General features: G+C 36.0%; 23 protein-coding genes and 2 tRNA genes. 7 read left to right on the top strand and 18 right to left on the bottom strand.

Going from position 1 to position 24,846, the window contains the following annotated elements; translation table 11 throughout:
* Positions 1-24: 24 nt before the first annotated feature.
* The gene (locus tag HSM_RS09880) at positions 25-1,050 is read right to left on the bottom strand and encodes a zinc-dependent alcohol dehydrogenase (protein WP_012340997.1); all 1,026 of its coding nucleotides are present in this window, start codon (positions 1,048-1,050) and stop codon (positions 25-27) included.
* A gap of 161 nt (positions 1,051-1,211) precedes the next feature.
* On the opposite strand from HSM_RS09880, the gene HSM_RS09875 reads away from it, so the two are divergent.
* Positions 1,212-1,961, top strand: a complete 750-nt coding sequence (locus HSM_RS09875) for an FCD domain-containing protein (protein ID WP_012340996.1) — start codon at positions 1,212-1,214, stop codon at positions 1,959-1,961.
* Positions 1,962-2,258: 297 nt separating this feature from the next.
* Here HSM_RS09875 and HSM_RS09870 read toward each other — a convergent pair whose 3' ends face one another.
* The 11 genes from HSM_RS09870 to ltnD form a co-directional block, all read right to left on the bottom strand.
* Positions 2,259-3,434, bottom strand: a complete 1,176-nt coding sequence (locus tag HSM_RS09870) for an MFS transporter (RefSeq protein WP_012340995.1) — start codon at positions 3,432-3,434, stop codon at positions 2,259-2,261.
* On the bottom strand, positions 3,421-4,464 hold the full coding sequence (locus tag HSM_RS09865) for a HesA/MoeB/ThiF family protein (protein ID WP_012340994.1): 1,044 nt from the start codon (positions 4,462-4,464) through the stop codon (positions 3,421-3,423). Before HSM_RS09865 ends, HSM_RS09870 begins: the two co-directional genes overlap by 14 nt.
* Positions 4,465-4,839: 375 nt before the next feature.
* Complete coding sequence (locus HSM_RS10930; protein ID WP_157857772.1) at positions 4,840-5,007, bottom strand: hypothetical protein; 168 nt, start codon at positions 5,005-5,007, stop codon at positions 4,840-4,842.
* A 65-nt stretch (positions 5,008-5,072) separates the two neighbouring features.
* Positions 5,073-6,545 carry a GntT/GntP/DsdX family permease gene (locus HSM_RS09860; RefSeq protein WP_012340993.1) on the bottom strand — a complete coding sequence of 491 codons (1,473 nt, stop codon included), beginning with the start codon at positions 6,543-6,545 and terminating at the stop codon, positions 5,073-5,075.
* A 15-nt stretch (positions 6,546-6,560) separates the two neighbouring features.
* Positions 6,561-7,508 carry a D-erythronate dehydrogenase gene (gene denD / locus HSM_RS09855; RefSeq protein ID WP_011608174.1) on the bottom strand — a complete coding sequence of 316 codons (948 nt, stop codon included), beginning with the start codon at positions 7,506-7,508 and terminating at the stop codon, positions 6,561-6,563.
* A 144-nt stretch (positions 7,509-7,652) separates the two neighbouring features.
* Entirely contained in the window at positions 7,653-9,452 is a 1,800-nt protein-coding gene (locus tag HSM_RS09850; protein ID WP_012340991.1) for an alpha/beta hydrolase, read from the bottom strand.
* A 1-nt stretch (position 9,453) separates the two neighbouring features.
* Positions 9,454-10,128 carry a cyclase family protein gene (locus HSM_RS09845; protein ID WP_012340990.1) on the bottom strand — a complete coding sequence of 225 codons (675 nt, stop codon included), beginning with the start codon at positions 10,126-10,128 and terminating at the stop codon, positions 9,454-9,456.
* A 14-nt stretch (positions 10,129-10,142) separates the two neighbouring features.
* The gene (otnI, locus tag HSM_RS09840; protein ID WP_012340989.1) at positions 10,143-10,925 is read right to left on the bottom strand and encodes a 2-oxo-tetronate isomerase; all 783 of its coding nucleotides are present in this window, start codon (positions 10,923-10,925) and stop codon (positions 10,143-10,145) included.
* A 2-nt stretch (positions 10,926-10,927) separates the two neighbouring features.
* Positions 10,928-11,560, bottom strand: coding sequence for a 3-oxo-tetronate 4-phosphate decarboxylase (gene otnC / locus HSM_RS09835; protein WP_012340988.1), 633 nt, complete (start codon positions 11,558-11,560; stop codon positions 10,928-10,930).
* Complete coding sequence (gene otnK, locus HSM_RS09830; RefSeq protein ID WP_012340987.1) at positions 11,557-12,798, bottom strand: 3-oxo-tetronate kinase; 1,242 nt, start codon at positions 12,796-12,798, stop codon at positions 11,557-11,559. Before otnK ends, otnC begins: the two co-directional genes overlap by 4 nt.
* 1 nt (position 12,799) lies before the next feature.
* Entirely contained in the window at positions 12,800-13,708 is a 909-nt protein-coding gene (gene ltnD / locus HSM_RS09825; protein ID WP_012340986.1) for an L-threonate dehydrogenase, read from the bottom strand.
* A 170-nt stretch (positions 13,709-13,878) separates the two neighbouring features.
* Between ltnD and HSM_RS09820 the strand changes: the two genes are divergently transcribed.
* Positions 13,879-14,637, top strand: a complete 759-nt coding sequence (locus tag HSM_RS09820; protein ID WP_012340985.1) for a DeoR/GlpR family DNA-binding transcription regulator — start codon at positions 13,879-13,881, stop codon at positions 14,635-14,637.
* Here the strand turns inward: HSM_RS09820 and ruvX are convergent, their stop codons facing one another.
* Positions 14,638-15,063 (bottom strand): Holliday junction resolvase RuvX, encoded by a 426-nt coding sequence (gene ruvX / locus HSM_RS09815; protein ID WP_011608168.1) that lies wholly within the window; start codon positions 15,061-15,063, stop codon positions 14,638-14,640.
* Positions 15,063-15,626 (bottom strand): YqgE/AlgH family protein, encoded by a 564-nt coding sequence (locus tag HSM_RS09810; RefSeq protein WP_012340984.1) that lies wholly within the window; start codon positions 15,624-15,626, stop codon positions 15,063-15,065. Before HSM_RS09810 ends, ruvX begins: the two co-directional genes overlap by 1 nt.
* 133 nt (positions 15,627-15,759) lie before the next feature.
* On the opposite strand from HSM_RS09810, the gene HSM_RS09805 reads away from it, so the two are divergent.
* The 4 genes from HSM_RS09805 to mutS all read left to right on the top strand — a co-directional run bounded on the left by HSM_RS09805 (position 15,760) and on the right by mutS (position 20,387).
* Positions 15,760-16,308 (top strand): DNA topoisomerase family protein, encoded by a 549-nt coding sequence (locus HSM_RS09805; RefSeq protein WP_012340982.1) that lies wholly within the window; start codon positions 15,760-15,762, stop codon positions 16,306-16,308.
* Positions 16,305-16,856 (top strand): Sua5/YciO/YrdC/YwlC family protein, encoded by a 552-nt coding sequence (locus HSM_RS09800; protein ID WP_012340981.1) that lies wholly within the window; start codon positions 16,305-16,307, stop codon positions 16,854-16,856. Before HSM_RS09805 ends, HSM_RS09800 begins: the two co-directional genes overlap by 4 nt.
* 3 nt (positions 16,857-16,859) lie before the next feature.
* Positions 16,860-17,675: a shikimate dehydrogenase gene (aroE, locus tag HSM_RS09795; RefSeq protein WP_012340980.1), complete on the top strand. Its 816-nt coding sequence runs from the start codon at positions 16,860-16,862 to the stop codon at positions 17,673-17,675.
* 141 nt (positions 17,676-17,816) lie between these two features.
* Positions 17,817-20,387, top strand: a complete 2,571-nt coding sequence (gene mutS / locus HSM_RS09790) for a DNA mismatch repair protein MutS (RefSeq protein ID WP_041605184.1) — start codon at positions 17,817-17,819, stop codon at positions 20,385-20,387.
* Positions 20,388-20,534: 147 nt separating this feature from the next.
* Here mutS and HSM_RS09785 read toward each other — a convergent pair whose 3' ends face one another.
* On the bottom strand, positions 20,535-21,995 hold the full coding sequence (locus tag HSM_RS09785) for an aminoacyl-histidine dipeptidase (RefSeq protein WP_011608162.1): 1,461 nt from the start codon (positions 21,993-21,995) through the stop codon (positions 20,535-20,537).
* A 124-nt stretch (positions 21,996-22,119) separates the two neighbouring features.
* Between HSM_RS09785 and gpt the strand changes: the two genes are divergently transcribed.
* Entirely contained in the window at positions 22,120-22,584 is a 465-nt protein-coding gene (gene gpt, locus HSM_RS09780; RefSeq protein WP_011608161.1) for a xanthine phosphoribosyltransferase, read from the top strand.
* 76 nt (positions 22,585-22,660) lie between these two features.
* Here the strand turns inward: gpt and HSM_RS09775 are convergent, their stop codons facing one another.
* The 3 genes from HSM_RS09775 to HSM_RS09765 form a co-directional block, all read right to left on the bottom strand.
* Positions 22,661-24,058 carry a nicotinate phosphoribosyltransferase gene (locus tag HSM_RS09775; RefSeq protein ID WP_012340978.1) on the bottom strand — a complete coding sequence of 466 codons (1,398 nt, stop codon included), beginning with the start codon at positions 24,056-24,058 and terminating at the stop codon, positions 22,661-22,663.
* A gap of 454 nt (positions 24,059-24,512) precedes the next feature.
* Positions 24,513-24,588: transfer RNA gene (locus tag HSM_RS09770), tRNA-Asn, on the bottom strand.
* A 6-nt stretch (positions 24,589-24,594) separates the two neighbouring features.
* Positions 24,595-24,670: transfer RNA gene (locus tag HSM_RS09765), tRNA-Phe, on the bottom strand.
* Between the last annotated feature and the right edge of the window lie 176 nt (positions 24,671-24,846).

The raw sequence follows: 24,846 nt of genomic DNA, 5'->3' as shown, positions 1-24,846 counted from the left end.
ATTACCTCATAGGTTAGTTAAGACTTAAAATACAGCAATGATTTTTAAATAATCATCAGGATTTTCTGAAAGCTCTTCGATGTAGTGAGGAATTTCATCAAATGTAATTACCTTACTAATAATATTCTTCGGTTCAATCTTTCTGGATTCTAAAAGTTTTAATGCTTCTTCAAATTCCCCCTTGCTTGTTCTTGCTCCATAAATGTTAAGTTCTTTGAAGGTAATTAAATTAGTTGGTAGTGGCGTTTCATTTTTCGGCCATCCAGTTAAAGCAATACGTCCTGCAAAAGAAGTATATTTAAGCGTATTTTGTACAGCAATATTTGCTCCTGACGCTTCAATAACAACCTCAGCCATTCTTCCGTTAGTAATGGATTTAATAGCTTCAAGATCATTTTCTTTTGCCGGGTTAATTATATTTGGAATGCCAATAGATTTTGCGTAATCTAATCGCTTGTCTAAAATGTCAATTAAAATTGGTGTCGCACCATAAGCTTTGGCAACTAATGCGGCCATCAGTCCAATCGCACCTGCACCGATGATAGCAACGTGTTCACCGGCTTTTACTTTGGTTCTACGAATTGCATGTAATGAAATAGTTAAAGGTTCTGCTAAAGCCAGTTCATGTATCGGTATATCAGGTGCTTTAATAAGCATATGAGCTGGATGTCTAACAATTTCTTGCATTGCTCCATCAATATGTACCCCCAAAACTTTTAGTGCCTCACAGCAATTTGTTCTACTGATTGAACAAGGATAGCAATGTCCACAATAAATGTAAGGTTCGAGAATTACACGATCACCTATATTAATATTTTTTGGCATACCAACACCAGCTTCAATGACTGTACCAACAATTTCATGTCCTAAAATTCTAGGGTAAGTTACCAGCGGATTTGTACCTCTAAATGCACCAATATCAGATCCGCAGATTCCTATACTCTCTACTTTGATCAGAACATCACACTCACCTTTTTTAGGATACAACACGGTCTTTATATCAACCTTCTTAGGTTCCACGAGACAAACTGATCTTACGTATTTGCTCATAATGTTTCCCTCTTTAACAAAGTTAATCGACATTTAATGTCGTCAATGATATTTTATGAACAGACAGTAACATCAAAGTATATTTTTTGGTATTCCAATTTTCTATAATTGTGATATTGATCACATAAATTTATTTTGGCGTGCCAATATCGCGAGGATTTATGCAAAATAATTCTAGAACTTACACAAAAATAGGAAAAATACTTAAAGAGGAAATTTCTCAAGGAAAATACAAAATAGGCGATAAGCTACCTACCGAGAGAAATATTTCTGAAAGATTTGAAGTAAGTAGAACTATCGTAAGGGAAGCGATAGTAATGTTGGAAGTGGAAAAGATTATTGAAGTAAGAAAAGGATCCGGAATATACGTCATAAAAATCCCAGATCTTCTTCAAGAAGAAGCGGATAATAAGCTAAGAGATGTAGGCCCATTTGAACTACTTCAAGCACGACAGTTGTTAGAAAGCAGTATTGCTGAATTTGCTGCACAACAGGTTACCAAACAAGATATTTTACGACTTAGGCAAATTCTTGATAAAGAAAAGGAATTATTTGCTCAAAATATTGATGACTGCAGTGCTGACAAAGAATTCCATCTTGCTCTTGCCGAAATTACTGGAAACGATGTCCTTATTCAAACTCAAGAGCAACTTTGGAAATATCGTTTTAATAATGCTATGTGGACACAGCTTCATTCGCGTATCATACATAATGATCTCCATCACTTATGGATTAAAGATCATGAAACGATTTTAAATGCGATTCAGCGCAAAAATCCTGCTTTGGCACGTAAAGCAATGTGGCAACATCTAGAAAATGTTAAAACTAAATTGCTTGAACTATCCGATGTAGAGGACACTAATTTTGATGGATATCTATTCAATGTAAACCCCGTTATAGTAGGAATCTAAAACTACATAAAGAAATTTACTGTGAAAAAACTCATTGGTTTGGAATAAACCCAACGAGCTAATATCTTTAATATGATAACTGATTACATAGGTTTATACCGTTTTTAAGTTAACCTAATTTAATTCAAGAACTGCGTTCTGTATTTCATAGGACACACTTTCACTTGAATATACTTATTGTTGTAATAATGCAATACTGGTGCTAGAATATTTTTTCATATTCACTCCTCATTTAGATTAAAAAATAGACTATAAAAACATCCATTTTCTCATCTTAAACAATGGGTTAAGTTTTTTCTATTTTACATTTTGTGAAGTTATTAATGCAAAAAGGGTAAATATGATAGCAATTATTAATCCAATGATTTGAATGGCTTGTATACCATAAAGATTGCTTATATAACCAATGATCAGTAAGACTACAGCGGTTAAAATTCTCACTAATGAGTTGAGTAGCATATCGTATTTTGCTCTAAAGCGAGAGAGTAAATGTCTATGTAGCTCTGTGTCGGTTTGAATCACTGTATATCGTACCACAAATAATGCTAAGCAAATGGCGATTGTGTAAAAGAAGACCGATTGCCACCGTTCTGCAAAAAAGGATAACACCATACTACTGAGAAAGCTTAAGGCAAGGGTTAAGCGACTGAATGGATATTTTACCTCAATTGCTTTTCCTGCCCAAGATTGTACCATAAACATCAAAAATAGCATCCCTCCTAGAATAAGTCCATTCTGCTCTGATTTGTTTATGGCGTAAACAACTGCTTGCCAATATTGAATGATAATTTGAAAATAGAGGCTTAGCACCACAAATAAGAAAATAGCTTGTTTGTAGCGACTGAATTTACGTATAAGAATTAAAAAGTCCTGCTTTTGAATAAATGGTAGAGTCTTATGTGTAGCTCTCCTGCTCACCTTGGGAAGCAAAATAAAGGAAGCGACTGTAACGATCGACATAATAATCGTTGTTAATAAAAAGAGGTTCTCTGATAGCGTAGAGTATAAGCCCCCTCCTAATAAAGCAGAAAATGCCATCAAGGAAAACTCCCATTTTCCTAATTTTCCTAAGGCAAGACTGAGTTCACCTTTCGGTTGCTCGTGATAAAACTGATCTACTAAATAAGCATTGGTATTGTTTTGATAAATACAGAGAGAAATCGCATTGAGGATTTCTGCTAATAAAAAGAGGTTAAAGCTCTTGTATAAACCCGCAAGGTAGAAAAAATAGAGCCAAAAAGTCGAAAAAATTAAGGCGGTAATATGTAGCCATTTTCGTTCTATTCGGTCTGACAGAATGCCGACTGCAAATCCCAGCACAAAAATCAAAATAGCCTGAGTGCTTTTAATTAACCCAACTTCATATAAATTAATGCCTGATACAAGCATATAAACTGTGGAGACCGCCCCAATCAGCATACGGGTTGCAGAGGTAGATACACAGCTAGTGATGATTTTTTCATAGTGTCTCATTATTTACTCCACAATATTTGCAATTATAATTTTTGGCTAACTTAATTTCTTCATACTTAAAATTCTTATTGTGAATTCCTATTACAGAATTAATACTTTGCATTGATTTGTAATCGCGTGCAAAGAATTTAATAAGTTCTGAACCAAGCATAGCACTAGCAAAGAAATTATTAATGATAGTAGATGGTGCTTTCGTAACTGATTTAATTTTCTTCACTTTTTCATCTATAACATCATTTTCTAAATATATAGACTTATCACAACATAAACAACAGCTATATTCTAACTTTGGAATGTAGAATGGTCCGATAACAGAAATATCATTGAGGTAACCTACGTTAATTAGAGGAATTTTATTAAAACAGCAAAATTCATTAATCATATCTATACAATACTCATCATCTGCTGAACAAATAACTAAATCTATTTGTGATATTTTATCTAAAATAGATTTATTTAATTTCTCTGGGAAAATATCAATAATAATATCTTTCCGAATAGATAATAACTCTCTTTTTATTGTTTCTACTTTATTTTTGTTTATGTCTTTCTCTCGAAATAAGAACTGTCTGTTTAGATTAGATTCCTCAACTATATCATCATCAATGATACTTAACTTCTTAATTCCTATTGTTCCTAATAAATAGGAGCAAATATTTCCTATGCCTCCTGCACCAACAATAAGAATATGAGATTTAGATATTTTATTTTGTATATCATATATTTTATATCCTAATGCATTATAGTATAAATGATTTCTACTGTATCTATCATTGAAGTCTATTATTTCTTTTGTAATAAACTTCATTTTCTTCATTTTATCGAAATATAGAATGTCTATATTATTATCTTTTATAAAAGATAATATTTCAGAAATGCTCTTAGGATTTATACAAAAATAACATAAATTTAGACAATTATTAAAATAATCTTTGTTGTTTGTAATTTCTTGGTTACTACCTATCCCAATAACAAATTCATTTTCATTTAGATAGTCAAAAAATACATGTTTAGAAGTGATATATTTCATAGATGCTTCCTTATTTATATAGAGGATAAATAGAAGCGATCTAATTAGATCACCTCTATAATTTTTTATAGAATTAGTTTAGTCGACGTCCACGCATAGTTGCCTCCTATTGTTTTTTGTTAATTGATAATTTTGCTATAACGATCTACAGCATATTCACATTAAAATAAAATAATAATGGTTGTCAATTATATTTGAGTGATTTTTTATTTGGTGCTCAAATATGGGGTTATTATCATTGCGTAAATTTCAAAAAATTAGTGAGCTTTAATCGCTTGTGAGGGAAGAAAATGAATCATTTAGACAGTGCACAAGAAACACTAAGCCTTTACGCTCAGCAGATTATCACTCTAAATCATAGATTCTATGAAGAATTTAATAGAGTAATGGAAATGATGATAGGCAATCCTTACTCCACCCTTGTGCGGTTACTTCTGCGAGCAAAGTTATATTCACATTGGAATTAGATTTAATTTCATCAGGTATTGCACCGGTCAAAGTGGACAACAGCAAACCACTAGCCAAAATAAAATATTTTTTCATATTCACTCCTCACTTAGATTAAAAAATAGACTACGAATAACATTCATAGTCTATTTGAGCGTTGATTATTTATTCAAAGTTCTATTTTGGAACTTGATGTAGAATGCAATAATTGCCATTACAGCAATAGGGAACAAAAGATCAAATAATGAGCCATCGTTACCCCAGACAAGGTTACAGAGAATCACACTGATACCCCCAATCCCCCACGCAATCGTGGTTGGCACAGACCAAACTATCATTTGTTTCTTCACATCATTGATGCCCATCATACGGTTCACAACCCAGAATAAGCTATCGTTAAAGTAACCGAAGAATAATGAACCCATTGTGGCTGCTTGTGCTGCTAACAACATATTCACACCTGGAATTTGAGCCAAAATAGGGGCGGATATTGAAGCTGCCGTTACCATTGCAACTGTACCGGAACCTTGAATAAAGCGAACAAGGGTTGAAACAATAAACGGAATAAGAATTGGTGAAATTGGCAATGAAGCAATTTGTTCCGCTAGTTGTTTACCTGCACCGCTGTCACGTAGCACAGCACCTAATGCACCACCGGCTCCGGTTACCAATAAAATAATTCCCGCAGTTTTGACTCCTTCTTCGAGATGAAGTGCGGTCGAATCACGGTCTGCTTTTGGTAATAATGTATAAACAGCAACTAATACACTGATTGCTAATGCAATCATTGGATGACCAACAAAAGCAAAGAATTGATAAACTCCCATTTGAGCCAGTTCCACATGACCTTTTGCAGCTAAATCAAACATTGCTTTGATAAAGATCAGAACGATTGGCAAAACAATTGGCAGTAAGGATAACCCTAAGCTTGGTAAGTTCTTTTTCTCACGACTTTCAATATAGTCATCGTATTTTTGTTTCAATTCTTCTTGAGTGAAAACTTGTTGGTTAAATTCCGGATATTTTTTATCTAGCCATTTTGCGTAAAGAACAATACCAATAACCGGCAATATAGCGAGAGCCATCCCCACTAACAACATAGCACCAATATCAACAGCAAATAATCCTGCCACACCTAAAGGACCGGGTGTTGGTGGAACAGTATGGTGAGTTACCACTAAGCCACCAGCAAGTGCAACGCCTAAGGTTAAAAGAGAACGTTTTCCGTTTTTTGCCAATGCTTTAGCCACTGGATAAAGAATAACGAAAGCTGAATCAACGAAAATGGGAATGCTTACAATATAACCAGTAATTGCCAAAGCCCACTCTTCTTTTTTCTTACCGAGCAGTTTGATGAAGCTGTAAGCCATTTTTTCTGCCGCCCCTGAAACTTCAAGCACGCTTCCCATCATAACCCCTAAACCGATAACAATACCAATACCGCCTAAGGTTCCACCAAACCCCTTACTAATGGCACCGAGAGTTTCATTGACGGACATCCCGCCAACAAGGCCGGCAATCGCAGAAGCAATCAGCATAGCAATAAATGCATGAACACGTGTTTTTAACACTAAATAGACTAAGACAAATACCGCAATCAATAGTCCAATGATTGGAATTGGTAAGTCAAACATACTGTTGCTCCTAAGTTACATATCGTTTTTAATAAATTGTTGAATAACTTCTTTGAAATCAGCATCCACATTAAAGCCATGTTTAAGAGCAGTTTTATTATCAATCTCTGCCGGCCAACTTGCGACGATATTGTTGATATTTTCATCAAATTCAAATCGCACTTTTTCTAAGATGTTTTCACCTTTTATTGAAGCTAAATCAGATAACATTTGTTTTACGCTAACCGTAAAGCCAGGTAAGTTAATAATGTGCCAACTACGCTGTGGTAGCGATGGCAAAGTTAACGCATGAATAAAATTATTAATTACGGTATTTGGACTGGAAAGCCATAGGCGTAAATCTGACGAAACCGGACAAATGGCTTCTTCGCCCTGTAAAGGCTCACGAATAATGCTACTTACAAAAGAAGAGGCTGCTTTATTCGGTTTTCCTGGACGAATACAAATAGTTGGTAATCGAACTACAATGCCGTCAACAAAGCCTTTGCGTGAATAATCATTGATCAATAACTCACACATTGCTTTTTGAGAACCATAAGTAGATTGTGGTGTAACTGCGGTGTGATCTTGAATAATTTCAGGTAAATTGCCACCATACACCGCTAAAGAACTTGAAAAAATAAACCGCACTTTAGGATTATTTTTTCGACAAACTTCTAATAAATTTCGAGTTGCTAAGAAATTGATTTCATAGCCTAAGTCTGGATCTTGCTCTGCATGACTACTCACAATTGCAGCCAAGTGAAAAAGAGCGGTTGTTTTTTCGGTAATAATTTCATCTAAACCTTCAGGATTTCTTAAATCCATTTCCAAACAACGCACACGTGGATCATTGTTTGGAGCAATGGGTTTAATGACATCAATCAACACTAATTCATTGATTGATAAAGTTGAATTGGATAACAAAGTCTTTGCAAGACGCTGTCCTAAAAAACCTTGTCCTCCTGTAATAACAATTTTCATTGTGTTCTCCTTAAAATAGATTGCACTTTAAACAAAAACCGCTTGTTTTTAATGCAATTTTGGGTTTGCAGGGTGCAAAAAGCCCTACCCATGAAAAATAGGGCTTTTTACTACTTCGTTAAAAATTTTCTAAGTAATTAATTTTTATGCGAGGAACCGACCGATTACTTGACCACCTACTAAAATCCAAGTCATTAATAGAGAGGTGAAAAATACTCCTAAATAAATGTATCCCGTTTTCAAATAGCACCAGTGATTGATCACAGTAAATACAATAAATTGAGGAATAATCACAGCTAACATCATCATCCAACGTCCACCGAATTGTGGTAACCCAAGTAAATCAAACCCTGGACCTATTTGCATAAAATTAGGGACAAAATGGAATAACCACAATATAACTAATCCAAATGTGGTAAAAATGGTTGTTTTTATGCTCCAAATAATGAGAGTTGAGCTAAAAGATGTAGCCAATTTTTGTTTCATTTGCACGGAAACAATTAATCCATTAAAAATGAAGAAAAACACTAAAATTGGTAACCAATAAACAAAGAATAAACTAAAACGTTCAGCTGTTAATGGTTTTAATAGAGGCCATAGAAAGCGTAATTCAACACTAAAAGCTTGATAAATTAAACTTGTGAGTAGATACAATCCTAAAATTAATAGGATACTTAGAAGTAAATAACGCACAATAATTTGACTTGTCGTTAATACTGAAGAATGGCTAGTCACACCAAATTCTGCCAGCGAAACAGCAACTTTTCTTTTCCATAAACTAAATAAAATGATTCCAATGATACTACTTACCACTAACCAAAGAATAATGCCATTACCCATTTCTAATGGCATAAAACTCAGTTTAGATGCAATAGGTTCATTAGCACCACCCCATTGAGTAAATAATGGATAAAGTAACATAGTTAATACAATATTGACTGTTGTAAACTTCCACCATTGTTTATCAGTAACTGCAGTTTTCTCGCTTACCGGTTTACATACAACAGAAAAATAAGCACTATTTAACAAACCGTTTGCAAAAAATAATGTAGCAATTAAAGCTGAACCCAAAGCAAACAAGCCTGAAAATTCCTTATACCAATATGTTTGTTGATCTGCTTCTATCCAATCAACCCCTTTTTCTCCATCTTGTAGTGCTTGATTAAACCAAAGGATAGCTTCTTTATTACTATTAGAAGCAATCATTACACCAAGGTGTGTACCATCAACTATAGCAGCACGGCGTGCAGAACCATCCTTAAAACTACCATAGGTATGATCCCATTCTAAAGATTCGTTTTCAGGTAAACCAAAAGCAATTAAGCGGTTGGGGTGAATAACTAAATTTTTAACAGGGAATGTTTTTTCACGATATCCGCCTATCTCTTCATATAAGCCTTGAGTTAATAAGTAGTTATTCAGTTCCATGTCACCGCCATTACTACTTAATCCATTGACAGCCTTATGATCAGGATTGAGTTTTGCAACACGAATTGCATTTAATGCACCAGTGGAATGTCCAAAAATACCTAAACGTGATTTATCAACGAAAGGTAAAGTTTTCAAATATTGATAACCATTATTTGCTCCACTCATGTTCTTATTTGATGCAGGTAATTTTGTTGAATAGCCATGTCCAAAATGGTCTATAGCCAATACGACAAAACCACGCTTTGCTAATTCTAAAGCACCAAAAGTACTTGTTGCTTCTTTATCGCTTTGATAACCATGTAATGCAAGTAATCCAGGTTTTGGTGTTTCTGCGGTTGCGGAAACAGGACGATAAAGTTTAGCTACCATAGGTTGCATTTCTTCTGTCATAAAACTTACTGAACTGACTTCAATTCGTCCAAAATCACGATCATATAAAGAAGCAAGATAAGCACTTAGGAAAGTAAATAATAAAAATACACATCCCCAAAAATAATTTTTCATTGAGTTCATACTAAAATCCTTCTGCTAACACAGTAACTTGTGCACTATCAATTCCTTTAACAAGTAAAGGCATAGCTAAAACACGTTTTAATGTTTTTTTATTAAGCTTCGATAATTTCATATCTTCAATAATGCAAATAAATTTTTCTTTATACATTCCTAACATTACTTGATGAGCTTCGATGCCATGATCAGGATTCGCTGGTGAAGCAAGAGAAATAAAATCAAATCCAATAGCTTTTAAATTACTGGCATAATCAATCAAAAATTTTGCAGCCTGAATGCTTACGGCAACACCATTTTCAGCATATTGTTGTGGATTTTCAGATCTTAAGTGTTCTAAGCCAGTACGAATTAATAAACAATCAGCCTGTTTTATATGAGTTAAAAAAGGGGATAAATCCTCAGGTTCGATTAGCGAACCGACAGGTTTAGGCAAATCAATTAACAGGGGTTTTTCATAAATGAAATACATTAAAGGTAATTCAGTAATAGATAAACCATGTGGATTAAAATGCTTAGGTGCATCAAAATGTGTCCCGAAATGATTAAACAAGTGAATCATAGCACTGTTATACACATCTCCCTGTGCAGTACTTGTACAAATATCATAAGTTAGAGTGGGTTCATTTGGAAAACCAGGATCTTTTACATCTAGAGGATAAGAAAGTAACTGATAATTCATAAAGAGCACCTATTTTATTTTTGTTGATAAGGTTTAAACCAATCTAAACCTGCTAAGGTGTCAGAGCGTGGTTTATATTCACAGCCAATAAAACCTTGATAGCCAATTTGATCCAATTTATCAAAGAGATATTGGTAATTTATTTCACCTTCATCAGGCTCATGGCGATTCGGCACGGAGGCAATTTGGATATGGGCAAATTTGCCGTTGAGTTTGTCGGTTAAGCGAGACAAGTTGCCATCTACATTTTGTGCGTGGAAATAATCCAACTGTACAAAGACGTTATCTCGGTTGACGGATTCAACAATTTCTAGCGTGTCGAATTGACTTTTCAGCAGGTAGTTAGGTTTGACTTCCGGGCTGAGTGCTTCTAACAAGACTTTAATACCGTGCGGTTTAAATTTATCTGCCGCATATTGCACATTTTTGATGAAAGTCTGTTTATAGGCTTCTCGATCTTCGCCTTGCGGTACAACTGCCGCCATCACATGAACGTGTGAACAACCTAAGGCAAGAGCATATTCAAGAGCAAGATCGATGTCACGGTGACTATCCGCTTCACGCCCCGGAATCGCAGAGACACCCCATTCGCCGGCGTCTACATTGCCTGCTGAAGTATTAAATAGAACTTGTTGTAAACCATACTTATCTAATTTTTCCTTTAGCATATCTGCTGGATAATCATAGGGCCAAAGGTATTCCACATATTTAAAACCGGCAGTAGCAGCTGCTTCAAAACGGTATAAAAAAGGGACTTCGTTAAACATCATGGTTAAATTTGCAGCAAATTTGGGCATGTTTATTTTCCTCTGTGTTTCAGGTCATTGACTTCATCATCGGTTAAATACCGCACTTTTTGACCTTGTAAAATAAAATAGAGTTTGGCGGTTTCTTCCAATTCTTCAGTATTATCTACGGCATCTATTAGGCTTTCTCCTGTAACTACCACTCCGTGATTCGCAAGCAGAAAAGCCTTGCCGTCTAAAGCTCTCTCGCCTAATTCTTTGGCAATATTGAAGTTGCCCGGGCGATAGTAAGGAATTACAGGTAATTTGCCGATACGCATCACGTAGTAAGGGGTGAAGGCTCGTATTGCATTTTCCGTATCTAAATCTTCCAAACAAGAAAGTGCGGTTAAATAAGTAGAATGTAGATGTACAATCGCTTGGCAACTCGGATTTTTCTGATACATCGCTAAGTGGAAAACCGATTCTTTGGACGGTTTATCACCAGAAAGCACATTTCCTTGCATATCTAACACAGAAAGTCGATCTGCTTCTAAACGTCCGAGTGAAGAACCTGTTGGCGTAACTAAAATACGGTTTTTATCTAAACGCACGGATAGATTGCCTGCACCACCTACTGTATATCCCCGCTCAAATAATGAACGAGCTAAAGCAACCATTTGTTGTTTTTGTTCAAGTTCTGTCATACACACATTCCTTGTGCAAAACTAAAGAAATTCTCTTTACCGAAGTTACCAGATTTTAAGGCAAGAAAAATCGGCTCTTCGACTGCTTGTAGCCATGGCACACCGGGTGCAATTTGCTTGCCGATGTGAAACCCAGAGAAAGCAAGTTGCTGGACTACAATGCTCGATGTTTCACCGCCTGCAGTGATGAAGTTAGTTACCCCTGCAACTTTCAATTTTTTTGCAAGTTTTGCAAATGTAGTTTCAATCGCATGGCTTGCTTTATTCCCACCAAACTGGTGTTGGATTTCTTTCAATTTTTCAGGCGGTACAGTGGCATAAACCATCGGTGCAAAGTTGCCGTTTAGATTTTCAACAACCCACGCATAAAGTTCTTCCACATAATTTGGATTGTTAATGGCTTGCTCGGCTTGCAAGAAATAACTTGGTGCTTGGGCTTTATACGCATTGACTTGGCTGTTTGTCATCACAGAACAAGATCCTGAAAGTACAACCGTTTTGCCTTTATTCGGTACAAAAGCATTCGTTCCTTTCTGACCGCCTGAGCGATACGCTGCTATGTAAGCCCCCAAACCTGAGCCGCCGGTAACCAATTTAAAATCCGCCACGGCTTCAGCAAGTACCGCAAGCTGTGAATTATCTACCGCATCCACTACTGCATATTTATAGCCCTGTTGTTTTAATTCTGTAAAACGTACTTTCACACGCTCAGCACCTTGAATAACATCTGCATAAGTCAATAACCCAGTTTTACCTTGAGACTGTGCGTCCATTAAGCGAACTAAATTAGCCTCTTTCATCGGTGTAATCGGATGATTACGCATACCGGATTCATTCAGCAATACATCACCTACAAACAAATAACCATTAAAGATAGTTCTCCCATTAACAGGAAGTGCGGGGGTAATGACAGTAAAATCAGTTTCTAATGCAGCCATTAACGCATCCGTTACCGGTCCGATATTGCCTTTTTCAGTACTATCGAAAGTTGAGCAATATTTGAAATAGAATTGGGTACAGCCATTTTGTTTTAGCCAATCTAAGGCTTGTAACGATTGTTGGATAGCTTCCTCAACAGGATTGGAACGTGATTTCAAGCTAATTACAATTGCATCAACTTTGCTGTGAAGTGCGGTTTTTGGTATACCGTTCATCTGCACTGTTTTTAAGCCATTTTCGACTAAAAAACTCGCAATATCGCTTGCACCGGTAAAATCATCTGCTATGACACCTAACATCTTAGTGTCCTCCTTTTTTCGGCAGATCAAGACCACTGAAAATTTTGATTACCGCACTATCGTCTTCTTTACCGTAGCCTGCATTACTAGCCTCAGTAAACATTGAATAAGCCGTGCTAGCTAAATGAAGTGGAAAATGTAAAGATTTTGCCGTGTCATTCACTAAACCGAGATCTTTTACAAAAATATCGACCATGGAGAGAGGCGTATAGTCGCCATCTACCACATGTTTCATTCGGTTTTCAAACATCCATGAATTGCCCGCTGCATTAGTTACTACATCATACATCAAATCAAGTGGAATACCTGCTTTTGCGGCTAATGCCATCGCTTCCGCCCCTGCAGCAATATGCACTCCCGCCAGTAATTGATGAATAATTTTTACGGTTGCACCCAAACCAATCTCTTCTCCGATGTTATACACTTTACCTGAAACTGCGTCTAAAACCGGTTTTAATTTCTCAAAAGCTTCTGTAGATCCGGATGCCATTACCGTCATTTCACCTTGAGCGGCTTTTGCAGCTCCACCTGATACAGGTGCATCTAACATTATCAAATCAAGTTTTGTTAATTTTTGTGAAATTTCTTTGGCATCTTGTGCAGAAATAGTGGATGAAATCATTACCGCAGTTTTAGGTTTTAAATGCTGTGCCAATCCTTGTTCCCCAAATAAAATATTATTTACTTGATTTGCATTGACGACTAATAGCAAAACTGCATCTAAATCTTTTGCAAAACCTATCGCACTTGTACTCACTTGTTTTGCTCCAGCTGTTTTTAAAATCTCTAAGGCTTGTAAATTTAAATCAACGCCATAGGTATCTAATCCTGCTTGAATGCATGATTTTGCAGCTCCCATCCCCATTGCACCTAAACCAATAACAGCGACAGAAAATAGTTTTTGGTTCATACTGATCACTCCTTTAAAGTTATTTGATGGTGTATTTTGCACTTTTTTTTACAAAAAAAATGAGATCACGATCACATTATTTAACATTATTTGTTAAATAATGTTAATTTTATAGATATTAGCCTAAATGGAAAAAGTGATATAATTATGTAAAAAATCAGGAGTAAAAAATGATACCGGCAGAAAGACAAAAAAAACTTCTTAAGCTGATTAGTAAGCAAGAGATTATTAGTATCAATGAATTAGTAAAATTATTAGGTGTATCTCATATGACTGTTCGTCGAGATATTCAAAAATTAGAGCAAGAAGGTATTGTTGTTTCAGTTTCCGGCGGTGTGAAATTATTAGAACATTTATTTATTGAACCGACACACAATGACAAATCTTTGCTTTCCACGCTACAAAAAGAAAAAATTGGTAGTCGAGCGGCTGAGCTAATACCGGTAAATACAACTATCTACTTAGATGCCGGAACAACAACATTAGAAATCGCACATAATATTGCTCAACGAGAAGATCTGTTGGTAATTACAAATGATTTTGTGATAGCTAATTTCTTGATGAAACATGGACAATGTGAATTAATTCATACAGGAGGATCAATTAATAAATCTAATTTCTCCTCTGTTGGTGAATTGGCTACACAGTTATTGAAACAGCTTTCAATTGATCTGGCATTTATTTCCACATCATCTTGGAATTTAAGAGGCTTAACTACACCGGATGAGAAAAAACTGCCTGTTAAAAAAGCAATATTGCAATCCAGTTACAACAAAATTTTGGTATCTGATTCTTCTAAATATGGAAAAACAGCTACATTTTCTATTTGTGAATTAAATGTATTCAATAGCATTATTTGCGATGACAAGCTGTTACTAAATGCCCAAGAATCGATAAAAGAAATGGAAATTGAGTTAATTTTAGTGTAATTATTCCCCACAAGCACCATTTTCAAACCAACTTTCTAAAATCAAACAGGCAGAAATACTATCTACTTTTTCTTTCTTTAAGGCTCGGTAACCGCCTCGTTGGAATATTTCATCACGGGCTTGTTTGGTTGTTAGGCGTTCATCTTGTAATTCAACTTTCACACCAAATCGACCGTTCAAACGATTAGCAAATTTTCTCGCTAGATGAGTGAGATCTTGCTCGCTACCATCCATATTTAAAGGTAACCCGACAACAACAATATTAGGTTGCCAGTCTTTCAAACATTTTTCAATTTTTAACCAATCAGGTATACCGTCTTGTGCTTTAAATGCCGGGAGTGCTTGTGCCGTACCTGTTATACTTTGCCCTACAGCACAACCGATACTTTTTGTGCCAAAATCAAAGGCTAAAACTGTAATTGACATTAACTATGTTCCATTTGTTGTTGATACGAAAAATTTACATGCTCAATACCTAATAATTGATTAGCGGCAAACCAACGTTCCGAACTGTTCACATCAAATAAAATATTTTCATCGGCAGGCACAACCAACCAATCATTATTGGCTATTTCATTTTCCAGTTGATTCGGCTCCCATCTTGCACACCCCAGAGTAACCAAATATTTTTCCGGTGATTGTGCGGTACCAAAAGTATTAATTATATCCGCCGAAGTTGTAAGATAAATTTGATCTGTAACTTTATAGCTATGCTGAAATTCTTGGGCTGTTTTCTTATGCAAAATAAAACCATGCTCTAAATTTACAGGCCCACCTAATAAAACTAATTTATCGGAATATTCACGCTCATCCGCCATCATAAAATTCATTTTTGCACATAATTCAGCAATGCTTAAATCTGTTGCTTGAGTTAGCACTAATCCCATTGAGCCTTGTTCATTATTTTCACAAATATACACAACGGAACGCTGAAAATTCTCGTCCTCTAAATGAGGCATGGCAATCAAAAAATGATCTTGTAAATTCATAAAACTCTTATCCTAAATACAATGTTGCACATTCTACACTGTGCTAGAATGGCTTTCAAATTAGGATTGTAAGTTGATATTATTGATAGGATCGTTTATTGTTGTTTTTTCTCACGAGGATTGAAAAAAGAATATGTCAAAAAGCCTTTTCCAACATACCAAACATCAAGAACATTGTCCTCAATGTGAAGCTGTTTTGCAGATGAAACAAGGAAAAAAAGGATTGTTTTTGGGTTGTTCTAACTATCCATCTTGCGATTATATCAAGCCTTTACACCCTAATAATGAAAGTAAAATACTTAAAAATCTTGCTCAAAATTGTCCGAAGTGCGGTCGTTTTTTACAACTAAAACAGGGTAGTTACGGCATGTTTATCGGTTGTAGCGGTTATCCGGAATGTCGTTTTGTCGTGCATGAAGAACAAGAAACGACAGAACAACAGATTGTTTGTCCGGAATGTCAACATGGTGAAATTGTTGCTCGACATGGACGGCAAGGAAAAAATTTTTATGCTTGTAATCAGTACCCGAAATGCAAATTTACATTAGCACAAAAACCTCATTTAATCCCTTGCCCCAATTGCCAAATGCAAGGTGCAATCTTGAAAAAAGAAGACGAAAATCACCGCACTTGGTTGTGTATCAATAAAAATTGTCAACATATTTTCAAAACAACAATATGAATATCACGCAAATTATTGAAAAATTAAAACAAAATGAAGTCGTCGCCTATCCGACAGAGGCTGTTTTCGGTTTAGGTTGTAACCCTTTTAGTCAAAGTGCGGTAGAAAAATTATTAATTTTAAAGCAACGCCCAAGAGAAAAAGGTTTAATTTTAGTTGCACCCAAATTAGATTATTTTTTTTCTTTTATTGATAAGGAACAGATCAATTCTCAACATTGGCAAAAACTACAACAAACTTATCCTCGCCCCATTACATGGATTGTGCCGGCAAAAAAAGATATTGCTAAATTCTTATGTGGCAATTTTAATAGTATAGCTATTCGAGTAAGCCAACATCCCGCCATCAAAATACTTTGCGAACAAACAGGTTTTGCTTTAACTTCTACCAGTGCCAATTTAAGTGGGATTGCACCTTGCAAAACCAGCGATGAAGTCAGATTACAATTCGGGGCGGATTTTCCTGTATTGGATATGTCGGTTGGCTCAGCCACAAAACCATCTGAAATTCGTGATTTATTTACTAATCAATTAGTTAGACAAGGATAAAAAATGGATAAATACGCAGTTTGGGGGAATCCCATTGCTCAAAGTAAATCTCCTCAACTTCATCGATATTTTGCGAAGCAGACTCGACAAAACTTAGATTATGTAGCGATATTGGGTGATGAAGAAAAATTTGAACAACAGTTGAGCGATTTTTTTGCACAAGGTGCTAAAGGCTGCAATATTACCGCTCCTTTCAAAGAGCGAGCATTTAAATTGGCACAACAACATAGCAAGCGTTGTTTAAGTGCGGAGTCTTGTAACACCTTAAAAAAATTAGCTGATGGAACATTATTTGCTGATAATACGGATGGTGCCGGTTTAGTGAGCGATTTACAACGTTTAAATTGGCTCAAACCAAACCAAAGAATATTGATTTTAGGTGCAGGCGGTGCAACAAAAGGAGTTTTATTGCCTTTATTACAAGCTCAACAAAATATCTTAATTACCAACCGCACTTTTAGTAGAGCTGAAGACTTAGCACATAAATTCAATCAATTTGGCACTATTGAGGCGTTGGATCTGAAACATATTCCGATACAAACATTTGATTTAATCATCAATGCTACATCAACAGGATTACAAGGTAAAACTATTGATATTAATCCTCAGATTTTACAACTTGCCTCTGCCGTTTATGATATGCAATACAGCAAAGAAAGCGACACGCCTTTTATTGCATTGTGTAAAAAACAGGGGGTAACCAAAATTAGCGATGGCTTCGGTATGCTGGTTGGGCAAGCTGCTCACGCATTTTATTTATGGCGTGGCGTAATGCCGGAAATTGACCCTTTATTTAGTGGAAACGAGATAAAAATATAAAAGGCAGGAGCAACCGCTTGATCATTTAGACATATTTTTATTCTTTTGACTTGAAAGCAGATACAAAAAACACCAGCAAAACAGACCGCACTTTTGTTATAATTCCACTCATTCTTTTTACTTATTAACACAATGAAAGCCATGCACACATTCGAAAATCACACGCCAATGATGAAACAATATTTAAAAATAAAAGCGGAAAATCCGGATGTTTTGTTGTTTTATCGCATGGGTGATTTTTATGAGCTTTTTTATGATGATGCAAAAAAAGCTGCTGAATTATTAGATATTTCCCTAACTAAAAGAGGGCAATCAGCTGGACAACCGGTTCCAATGGCTGGCGTACCTTATCATGCAATAGAAGGATATTTAGCAAAATTGGTACAACTTGGGGAAAGTGTAGCAATTTGTGAGCAAGTTGGTGAGCCTGTTATAGCTAAAGGTCCGGTTGAACGCCAAGTTGTACGTATTGTTACACCGGGAACAGTGAGTGATGAAGCATTGTTACCGGAAAAGCAAGACAATCTTATCGCTACGATTTATCAAGAAAAAACACAATTTGGCTTAGCTGTTTTAGATATGACTTCAGGGTGTTTTCAAATTAGCGAACTACAAGATGCCGCCAGTTTACAAGCGGAGTTACAACGTATTCAACCGGTTGAATTACTATATTCGGAAGCGTTAGAGGATAAACATTTAATTGAACAATTCAAAGGATTACGTCGTCGTCCTCTTTGGGAGTTTGAATTAAGTACGGCAATTCAATTACTTAATCGCCAATTCGGTACAAAAGATTTGCGTGGTTTTGGTGTAGAAAAAGCGGTTTTAGGATTATGTGCTGCGGGTTGTTTGTTGCAATATGCAAAAGAAACGCAACGTACCGCACTTCCTCATATTCAAAGTATTAGCTTGTTACAAAATAGCGATACTGTACAAATTGATGCGTCAACACGTAGAAATTTAGAACTAACCCAAAATCTTGCTGGCGGAACTGAAAATACACTTGCTGCAATTTTAGATAAATGTGTTACCCCGATGGGAAGTCGCTTACTTAAACGTTGGATTCACCAGCCTATTCGCAATATTGAAAAATTGCAGTATCGTCAACAACATATTCAAATGCTGTTGCAGCAAAATTTAGTTGAAGAATTACAACCTCTTTTACGTCAAGTTGGCGATATGGAGCGTATTCTTGCTCGGGTTGCCCTGCGTTCCGCTCGACCTCGAGATTTAACTCGGCTACGAACAGCGTTGGAACAAATACCTTTTATTCAACACCAATTAACAAAAATACCGCACTTTGTTGCATTTTCACAACAAATTGCTGATTTTTCTGTGCAATTAGCACTTTTGCAGCGAGCAATTATTGATAATCCCCCCTTACTTATTCGTGATGGCGGTGTCATTGCTGAAGGTTACAACGAGGAGCTTGATGAATGGCGGAGTTTGTCTGAAGGAGCAACACGCTACTTAAAGGATTTGGAGCAACGTGAGCGTGCAAATACTGGTATTGATACATTAAAAATCGGTTTTAATGCGGTGCATGGTTATTATATTCAAATCAGTCAAGGGCAAGCACATAAAGCACCGCTTCATTATGTACGTCGCCAAACATTGAAAAATGTAGAACGTTATATTATTCCTGAGCTAAAAACTTATGAAGAAAAAGTTCTAAAAGCAAAAGGAGCGTCACTTGCGTTAGAAAAACAACTTTATGATGAAATTTTCGATCAATTATTACCGCACTTAGGTGATTTACAACTAGCCAGTTTAACTTTGGCAGAACTTGATGTTTTAACCAATTTAGCGGAACGGGCAGAAACCTTAAATTATGTTCAACCGCAATTTAGTACACAAGTCGGTTTGCAAATAATGCAAGGGCGTCATCCGGTTGTGGAGCAAGTGTTAAAAGAACCTTTTATTGCTAACCCTGTAGAACTTAATCAAAAGCGTCATTTGTTGATTATTACAGGACCGAATATGGGGGGTAAAAGTACTTATATGCGACAAACAGCATTGATTACTTTAATGGCATATATTGGTAGTTTTGTACCTGCAGAAAGTGCGGTAATCGGACCTATTGATCGAATTTTTACACGTATTGGTGCTTCTGACGATCTTGCCTCCGGACGTTCAACGTTTATGGTCGAAATGACTGAAATGGCAAATATTTTGCACCAAGCCACAGAGCAAAGTTTAGTGCTTATTGATGAAATTGGGCGAGGAACTTCAACCTATGATGGACTTTCTCTTGCTTGGGCTTGTGCTGAACAATTGGCTCAAAAAATCCGCAGTTTAACGTTATTTGCCACGCATTATTTTGAGCTGACGGGATTACCAGAAAAAATCGAAGGTATCCATAATGTTCATCTTGATGCTTTTGAGCATAACGACAGTATTGCCTTTATGCACTCGGTACAGGAAGGTGCGGCAAGTAAAAGCTATGGTTTGGCTGTTGCTGCTTTAGCCGGTGTCCCACAAAATGTAATTAAATCGGCAAAACAGAAATTAAAACAGCTTGAAACACTTTCTCAGCAAAACAGTTACCAATCACAGTCCGTTTTGACACAAGTTCAAGGGGAATTAACTTTAATGGAAGAGGAGGAGAATACAAGTGCGGTGATTGAAACGCTAAAAACGCTTGATCCTAATGAGTTAAGTCCGAAGCAAGCACTTGAGTGTTTATATCAGTTAAAGAAAATGTTGAATTAAACAGATTGTTGTTCAACACAAAAATCCTTGTAAAAAACGATTTTCTACAAGGATTTTTAGTTTTAAGAATGAGAAAATTATCTAATGTGCTTGCTCAATTCTTTGCAAATTTACACAGCTCTTTATACTTGTCTTGTATATCAATTTTTAACGTGATGGAATATGAGCAAGTATACCGGTTAATACTTTCCAATAAGTTTCCACAGCCGGAATATGTACTTTTTCATCCGGAGAATGTGCATTTCTAATTGTTGGTCCGATAGATACCATATCGATCGTTGGATAGATTTTTTTCAATAACCCACACTCAAGTCCCGCATGAATTACCTTGATTTCAGGATCTGTACCTAAAACTTGTGCATAAATTGTCTTAGTTAAGTCCAAAATATCACTATGACTTTGTGGTTCCCAACCCGGATAATCGCCTGATAAATTGATATTACCTTGTGCTAATGAGGCTAAAGATTTTAATAAAGAAGCAACATAGGATTTGCCACTTTCAATTAATGACCGCACTAACATGGTACTTCTAACAAAATTATCTTCAGTTTTTAACACGCCAATGCTTAATGATGTTTCTACCACATTTTCAATGACATCACTGTTACGTACTACGCCATTTGGCAAAACATTCAAACAATGGATAATATTTTTCGTGCATTGACTGGAAAATACTTGTTGAGGTTTTTCAACTTTTTCAAGTGTAAATATCAAGTTTGGCTCAGTTAGTGCCAATTCGGCTTTGATTACATCTGCAAATTTTTGTACCGCACTTTGTAATACGGTAATATCACCATTAAAGACCAAAGTGGCAACACTTTCTCTTGGAATAGCATTGCGAATAGAACCGCCACGGATATTTGCTAAAGTGAAGTCAAAGTGCGGTTGGTTTTGTTGAAGTTCTGCTAAAAAACGAAGCAACACTTTGATTGCATTAGCTCGTCCGGTATGAATATCCACACCAGAATGCCCGCCTCGTAACCCTTTTAACACAACTTGATAACAATGTTCGAAATTATTGACTTGATACTCAATAGGTAATTCAAGATCTGCATTTTCACCGCCGGCACAACCTATATAAATTTCTCCATTTTCTTCAGTATCGGTATTAATTAAGATCTCAGAACGAAGCCAATTTGGACGTAGCCCAATCGCCCCCTCCATCCCCCTTTCTTCAGTCATGGTTAACAATACTTCCAACTCCGGATGTGCAATATCATTACTTTCTAAGACAGCAAGTGCAGATGCCATACCAATACCGTTATCAGCACCTAACGTTGTGCCTTTAGCCTTAACCCAATCACCATCGATATATGGCAAAATAGGATCCTGATCAAAATTATGATTTGTCCCTTCATTAGCTTGTGGAACCATATCTAAGTGTGCTTGTAGTACTACAGGTTTACGATTTTCCATTCCTACTGTTGCCGGTTTACGAATTAATACATTACCGACTTCATCACGTTCCGCAAAAAAACCTTTTGTTTTTGCCCAATTAATAATGAATTGTGCTAACTGCTCTTCTTTGTAAGAAGGATGTGGAATAGCACAAATTTGATCAAACCATTGCCAAAGTAGTTTAGGTTGCAGAGATTGAAGATCTGACATATTTTTTTATCCTTTATTAGCGAAAAATAAGGAAAATAATAGCATAAAAATAGATTTCAGGTTATTCTAACGCCATTTTATTTCTCAGGCGGAACTCCGCTATCAACTGACTTTAGGGTGAATTATGAGCGAAAAATATGTTGTAACTTGGGACATGTTCCAAATGCATACACGTAAATTATCAGAACGTTTGCTTCCGGCAACACAATGGAAAGGTATTATTGCCGTTAGTCGTGGTGGATTATTTCCAGCTGCAGTTATTGCTCGTGAACTTGGTATTCGTCATATTGAAACTGTTTGTATTTCAAGTTATGACCATAATCAGCAAGGCAATTTAAATGTTTTGCATGCAGCACAGGTAAAAAATGGTGGCGAAGGTTTTATTGTAGTTGATGATTTAGTTGATACGGGAAATACTGCTCGAGCAATTCGTGAACTCTACCCAAATGCGCGTTTTGTTACTGTTTTTGCCAAACCTGCCGGGGCTAATTTAGTTGATGATTATGTTATTGACATTCCACAAAATACGTGGATTGAACAACCTTGGGATATGGGAATTACATTTGTACCGCCACTGGCTAGAAAATAGTAAGTACATTGTTAAGCGAAAAATAAAAGATGATACTTTTTCAAATATCATCTTTTTCTCACTGAGTAAAATATGGTCATACTAAAAAGGACGTGGTCCGCAAGCGGATTTCCGTTAAGTTTTCTTCGATAAAAAGTTTTCCATTGAAAAAAACGGTTTGTAACTGATTAGTTTGTCCATTTAACTCAGATTGTTTAATTGTTAACCAATCACTTCCCTGTTTGACTAAAGCCAAAACACCTTTTTTAGAACGCTTACTTTGGCTGGTAATGGGATCCTTATAAATCTCTTGCCACTGTCCATTAATACAAATGGCACTAGCTTTCATTGCCCAACTCATGGTATCACGATTGACTTGTTGCAGCAGTCCTCCCCCCATGCCGAAATTAACATTCTCGGCACTAAATCCTTTTTGCATAACAGCATCAAGAATTTTTGGTAGACTTTGAGCATTGATGCCGTCTCCTTGGATAATGCGAAGACAATCAGGTAAAACTTTGTAGCCTTTTTGATTAAGAATATAACCAAATTTATTTGCTAAAATTTCTAGGGTTTTGCAAATAATCTCTATAGGATTGCCACTGTCAGGTCGAATAATCAATCTTCCGCCTTTTTCGATCACCAAATCTTTTAATTTCTCGCCCCAAATATGTTCCAGGGCATGCCAAAGATCATAACTATCCGATACTACGGAATAAAGTTTTCCCTCTCCACCAAAGCATTCAATCATATTTTGGTAAGCATTTATTTCCCGATCTTTACCCCAAGAAGTGATCGTGCTATGTTCGGCAGCAGGAATAGAAAATGCAGGCATTTCATTAATGTTATACCAGCGTTTTGCAGCAATTAAGGCAGAAACACTGTCTGTTCCTTTGAAATTAACTAAATGAGCTAATCCCCCCAACGCAACAGTTTCAAGGCTTGATGCACCTCGTGCACCAAAATCATGTAATTGAAAGTCTAAACCGGACAGATCATCTGCAGACTTTATTAAAGCTTGTCTAATTTGCTTTTTACAAAAATAGGAAAGACTTGCAACAGTGGAAGGATACCAGATTGCCCTTAAAAGTGCGGTTTCTAAATAGCCGACTAACCAAAAAAAATCAGGATCTGTATTGGTTATTTGACAAACCACGTTACCAACAGGTAAGACCGTTCCTTCTGATACAGCTTCAATTTTTAAGGGTAAATAACCTTGATGTTTATGTATTAGATGTTGCCAACCATCTCTATAAAAAGGCAATCCGTGTGCTTTTAATACAATTTCTGCTTCATCAACATCTTGTTGGCAAATAGGTTTAAGCAAATATTCTTTGATAAAGGCCTGTAAACCGAACATCACTACATCAAAACTTTCTCGACGAGCTTCAATATAATAGGAAATATATTCTGTTCCTTTGGGATATTGCAACCAATGCGAGGCTTTATAGCTGTCTACATTTAAGATTAAATTAGTGAAATTTGATGTATACATATCATTTTTCTTAATTTTTAACTAATTAATTTGAATTTTGATGTATATACTTTACCAAATTAACAAAAGAAAAGCACTTTTGTTTTATTATTAAGCATTATTTAACGTTTAATTTTTTTAATTTTCTTTGAAAAAAATATACCTTCATCATTACCCATTTTTTCACACCTCACCAACATTGATTCTGCAAGCATTGCAAATGCACTATTTCTATATTATAAGCAATATAACTTGTGCTTGTTGATGCATATACTAGCATAGGGAACACTGAAAGGCGGAATTACCATGTCCCGAAGACATTAAGTTTAATATGAATGATTGATACTATTAAAATGAATTAAATTTAAATTGGGAAAATCTATTTTTGAGATAAATTCTTGACTTTCTATTTGACACCCTCTTAACAAAACAATAATCAATAAGGCATCGTTCTATAACATAACTAACATAGAGTTGGCTCCTCCTGCTGGACTTGAACCAGCGACATATGGATTAACAGTCCACCGTTCTACCGACTGAACTAAGGAGGAGTAGAATGGTGCCTCGAGGCGGAATCGAACCACCGACACGGGGATTTTCAATCCCCTGCTCTACCGACTGAGCTATCGAGGCAACAAGTCAGTGGTGCGTATTAAACGTTTTTTTCTTATTTAAGTCAACAATAATTTTTAAAAAATTACAAAATCTTAATTGTTTGCTTGTTTAACAGGCAATATGTTTGCAAATAAATCAGAATGTGCTTAAAAATAAACAAAATAGTGACGCATCAAATTTATTATTTATTTCCA

This window comes from Histophilus somni 2336, assembly GCF_000019405.1.
Taxonomy (GTDB): domain Bacteria; phylum Pseudomonadota; class Gammaproteobacteria; order Enterobacterales; family Pasteurellaceae; genus Histophilus; species Histophilus somni.
This window is presented reverse-complemented; position numbering and strand designations above follow the sequence as displayed.

Bases quoted from the DNA above. Each gene is read 5' to 3' on its own strand.
- HSM_RS09880 (WP_012340997.1), bottom strand. From the start codon at position 1,050: ATGAGCAAATACGTAAGATCAGTTTGTCTCGTGGAACCTAAGAAGGTT.
- HSM_RS09875 (WP_012340996.1), top strand. From the start codon at position 1,212: ATGCAAAATAATTCTAGAACTTACACAAAAATAGGAAAAATACTTAAA.
- HSM_RS09870 (WP_012340995.1), bottom strand. From the start codon at position 3,434: ATGAGACACTATGAAAAAATCATCACTAGCTGTGTATCTACCTCTGCA.
- HSM_RS09865 (WP_012340994.1), bottom strand. From the start codon at position 4,464: ATGAAATATATCACTTCTAAACATGTATTTTTTGACTATCTAAATGAA.
- HSM_RS10930 (WP_157857772.1), bottom strand. From the start codon at position 5,007: ATGAAAAAATATTTTATTTTGGCTAGTGGTTTGCTGTTGTCCACTTTG.
- HSM_RS09860 (WP_012340993.1), bottom strand. From the start codon at position 6,545: ATGTTTGACTTACCAATTCCAATCATTGGACTATTGATTGCGGTATTT.
- denD (WP_011608174.1), bottom strand. From the start codon at position 7,508: ATGAAAATTGTTATTACAGGAGGACAAGGTTTTTTAGGACAGCGTCTT.
- HSM_RS09850 (WP_012340991.1), bottom strand. From the start codon at position 9,452: ATGAACTCAATGAAAAATTATTTTTGGGGATGTGTATTTTTATTATTT.
- HSM_RS09845 (WP_012340990.1), bottom strand. From the start codon at position 10,128: ATGAATTATCAGTTACTTTCTTATCCTCTAGATGTAAAAGATCCTGGT.
- otnI (WP_012340989.1), bottom strand. From the start codon at position 10,925: ATGCCCAAATTTGCTGCAAATTTAACCATGATGTTTAACGAAGTCCCT.
- otnC (WP_012340988.1), bottom strand. From the start codon at position 11,560: ATGACAGAACTTGAACAAAAACAACAAATGGTTGCTTTAGCTCGTTCA.
- otnK (WP_012340987.1), bottom strand. From the start codon at position 12,798: ATGTTAGGTGTCATAGCAGATGATTTTACCGGTGCAAGCGATATTGCG.
- ltnD (WP_012340986.1), bottom strand. From the start codon at position 13,708: ATGAACCAAAAACTATTTTCTGTCGCTGTTATTGGTTTAGGTGCAATG.
- HSM_RS09820 (WP_012340985.1), top strand. From the start codon at position 13,879: ATGATACCGGCAGAAAGACAAAAAAAACTTCTTAAGCTGATTAGTAAG.
- ruvX (WP_011608168.1), bottom strand. From the start codon at position 15,063: ATGTCAATTACAGTTTTAGCCTTTGATTTTGGCACAAAAAGTATCGGT.
- HSM_RS09810 (WP_012340984.1), bottom strand. From the start codon at position 15,626: ATGAATTTACAAGATCATTTTTTGATTGCCATGCCTCATTTAGAGGAC.
- HSM_RS09805 (WP_012340982.1), top strand. From the start codon at position 15,760: ATGTCAAAAAGCCTTTTCCAACATACCAAACATCAAGAACATTGTCCT.
- HSM_RS09800 (WP_012340981.1), top strand. From the start codon at position 16,305: ATGAATATCACGCAAATTATTGAAAAATTAAAACAAAATGAAGTCGTC.
- aroE (WP_012340980.1), top strand. From the start codon at position 16,860: ATGGATAAATACGCAGTTTGGGGGAATCCCATTGCTCAAAGTAAATCT.
- mutS (WP_041605184.1), top strand. From the start codon at position 17,817: ATGCACACATTCGAAAATCACACGCCAATGATGAAACAATATTTAAAA.
- HSM_RS09785 (WP_011608162.1), bottom strand. From the start codon at position 21,995: ATGTCAGATCTTCAATCTCTGCAACCTAAACTACTTTGGCAATGGTTT.
- gpt (WP_011608161.1), top strand. From the start codon at position 22,120: ATGAGCGAAAAATATGTTGTAACTTGGGACATGTTCCAAATGCATACA.
- HSM_RS09775 (WP_012340978.1), bottom strand. From the start codon at position 24,058: ATGTATACATCAAATTTCACTAATTTAATCTTAAATGTAGACAGCTAT.